1 protein-coding gene is annotated in these 3,551 nt (G+C 73.1%); it reads left to right on the top strand.

Annotated elements, in window-relative coordinates:
* Positions 1 to 3,551, top strand: a 3,551-nt coding sequence (locus ABT092_RS30800) for an amino acid adenylation domain-containing protein (protein ID WP_502968546.1), incomplete at both ends; no start/stop codon positions are given.

Genomic DNA, 3,551 nt, shown 5'->3' with positions numbered 1-3,551 from the left:
CGGACGGGTGATCTGGTGCGGTGGACGTCGGGTGGTGAGTTGGTGTGGGTGGGTCGGGTTGATGATCAGGTGAAGGTGCGGGGGTTCCGGGTCGAGCCGGGTGAGGTGGAGGCGGTGTTGTTGGCGGATGAGGGAGTGTCTCGGGCGGTGGTGGTGGCGCGGGAGGACCGGCCGGGGGTGAAGCGTCTGGTGGCGTATGTGGTTCCTGCTGGTGGGGGGAGGGCGGATGGCGGGGCGTTGCGGGTGCGTGTGGCGCGGACGCTTCCGGAGCACATGGTGCCCTCGGCGGTGGTGGTCCTGGACGGGTTGCCGTTGACGGCGCACGGCAAGCTCGACCGGGCGGCACTCCCCGCACCCCGCACCACCGACGCCACCGAGACCACCGACCGCACCCCCATCACCCCGCTGGAGGAGATCGTCGCGGGACTCTTCGCCGAGGTGCTCGGGGTGGACCGGGTTGGTGCGGAGGAGTCGTTCTTCGCGCTCGGCGGTGATTCCCTGCTCGCCATGCGGCTCGTCGCCGCGATCCGCTCCGCCCTCGACACCGAGGTCGGCATCCGCGAGCTGTTCACCACCCCCACCGTCGCCGGTGTCGCGGCCCTGATCGCCGAGGTGCCCGGGCGGGCGACGCCGACCGGGATCACCCTCCGGGAACGTCCCGCCGAACTGCCCCTGTCGTTCGGGCAACAGCGCATGTGGATCCTCAACCGGCTGGAGCAGTCGGGCGGCGCCGCGGCCTACAACATGCCCTTGGCGCTGTGGCTGACCGGCGCCCTCGACGTGACCGCCCTGGAGGCCGCCCTCGGCGACCTCGCCGACCGGCACGAGACGCTCCGCACCCGCTTCCCGGAAACGGACGGAGTCGCACGACAGTCGATCGTCGAAGGCGCCGCGGGCCGTCCCGTCCTCCACCCGAGGACGGTCACGGAAGGAGAGCTCGCCCCAGCCGTGGCGGAGTCGGCCAACCTGCCGTTCGACCTGACCCGGGACCTGCCCTGGCGCGCCGAACTGTTCGCCGTCTCCGCTTCCGAGGCCGTCCTCCTCCTGGTGGCGCACCACATCGCGGTGGACGGCTGGTCCATGGGTGTCCTCGCGCGTGATCTGCGCACCGCCTACGCGGCCCGCCTGGACGGTGCGGCGCCCGACTGGGGACCGCTGCCCGTGCAGTACGCCGACTACGCCCTCTGGCAGCGCGAGACGCTCGGCGCGACGGACGACCCGGAGAGCCTGCTGAGCGCCCAACTCTCCCACTGGCGTGCGGTACTGGCCGCGTTGCCCGACGAGTTGGACCTGCCCGCCGACCGGCCCCGTCCGGCCGTCGGCACCTTCGCGGGCGGCTGGGTGCCGCTGACGGTCGGACCCGAGACCCATGCGGCGCTCGGCGCGGTCGCCCGGCGCGGCTCGGCGACCCTGTTCATGGTGGTGCAGGCGGCCCTGGCCCTGCTCCTCAGCCGGCTCGGAGCGGGCACGGACATCCCGGTCGGGACGCCCGTCGCCGGGCGCCCCGATCCCGTCCTCGACGAACTCGCCGGCTTCTTCGTCAACACCCTGGTGCTCCGTACCGACGCCTCCGGGAACCCCACCTTCGAGGAACTCCTCCAGCGCGTCCGGGAGGCCGACCTCGCCGCCTTCGCCCACCAGGAGGTGCCGTTCGAGCGCCTGGTCGACGAATTGAGCCCGGCCCGGTCGCTGGCCCGGCACCCGCTGTTCCAGGTGCTGCTCACCGTCGACAACACCCCCGGTGCCACGGCCACCTGGGACCTCCCGGGACTGGACGTGCGCCCGGTGCTCGCCGACGAGGCGTTCTCGGCGCGCTTCGACCTCTCCTTCGGGCTGGTCGAGCGCCGTGACGGGCAGGGGGCGCCCCTCGGCATCGAGGGCGGCGTCCAGTACGCGGCCGACCTGTTCGACGAGGACACCGCCCGCACCCTCGCCCGTCGACTGGAACGGCTCCTGGACCAGGTCGCCCGCGCCCCGGAGCGTCCTGCCGACCGGTTCGCGGTCATGGACGCCGACGAGTACGAGCGCACCGTGCGGACCTGGAACGACACCGCGCACCCGGTCGCCCCCACCACCCTCCCGGCCCTGTTCCGGGCCCAGGCCCTGCGCACCCCGCACGCCCCCGCGGTCATCGACGAGGAGCGGACGGCCACCTACCGCGAACTGGACGAGCGCTCCGACCGGATCGCGCATTGGCTGGCCGCCCGCGGAGTGCGCCCCGGCGACCGGGTGGCGCTGCTGATGGAGAGGTCCGTCGAACTGTCGGCGGTCCTGTGGGGCGTGCTGAAGTCCGGTGCCGCGTACGTGCCGGTGGACCCGGACCACCCGGCCGAGCGGATCGCCTACGTCCTCGGCGACGCCGCGCCCGCCGTGGTGCTGTGCACCACCGCCACCGGCGGTGACCGGGCCGACCGGCTCGGTTGGACGGTGTGGGACGCGCCGGAGACCCGCACGGAAGTGGCCGGCGGGCCGGCCACCGCCCCGGACCTCGCGCCCACCCCCGGTACCGCGGCGTACGTCATCTACACCTCCGGCTCCACGGGCCGGCCGAAGGGCGTGGTCGTCAGCCACCGCTCGATCGCCAACAAGCTGCTGTGGATGCAGGACGCCTACCGGCTCACGTCCGAGGACCGGGTGCTCCAGAAGACGCCCACCGGGTTCGACGTCTCCGTGTGGGAACTGTTCTGGCCGTTGCTCGCCGGCGCGGCCCTGGTGATGGCCCGCCCGGGCGGGCACCGCGACCCGGCGTACCTGGTCGACGCGGTACGACGGCACGCGGTGACCGTGATCCACTTCGTGCCGTCGATGCTCGGCGCGTTCCTCCAGCAGGTCGGCCCGGGCGACTGCCCCGGGCTGCGCAGGGTCTTCGCCAGCGGGGAGGCCCTCACGGGCGAGCTGGTCGACGGGTTCCGCGAGCGGATCGGCGTCCAGCTGCACAATCTGTACGGTCCGACCGAGGCGGCCGTCGAGGTCACCGCCTGGGACGGCACCGGGGGCGCCCCCGCGGGCCCGGTACCCATCGGCCGCCCGGTGTGGAACACCCGCACCTACGTGCTGGACGACCTCCTCCAGCCGGTGCCGCCGGGAGTGACCGGTGAACTGCACCTGGCCGGAGTGCAGTTGGCCCGTGGATACGCCGGTCGCCCGGGGTTGACCGCGGAGCGGTTCGTGGCGTGCCCGTACGGCGGCGGGCGGATGTACCGCACGGGCGACCTGGCCCGTTGGAACGAGCACGGCGAGCTGGTCTACCTGGGCCGGGCGGATGACCAGGTGAAGGTGCGGGGGTTCCGGATCGAGCCGGGCGAGGTCGAAGCAGTCCTTGCCGAACGCTCCGAGGTCGGACAAGCAGCCGTCGTCGTCCGGGAGGACCAGCCGGGGGTCAAGCGGCTGGTGGCCTACGTGGTCCCGGCGGTGTCGGACCGGGTGGATCTGGACGGGGTGCGGGCGTTTGCGGTTGAGCGGTTGCCGGAGTACATGGTGCCGTGGGCGTTCGTGGTGGTGGATGCGTTGCCGGTGACGGTGAACGGGAAGTTGGATCGGGCTGCTCTTCC

The organism is Streptomyces sp. NPDC002490 (assembly GCF_040296045.1).
Taxonomy (GTDB): Bacteria; Actinomycetota; Actinomycetes; order Streptomycetales; family Streptomycetaceae; genus Streptomyces.
The sequence above is the reverse complement of the archived record's forward strand: the minus strand, read 5'-3'. Positions and strand labels throughout refer to the sequence as shown.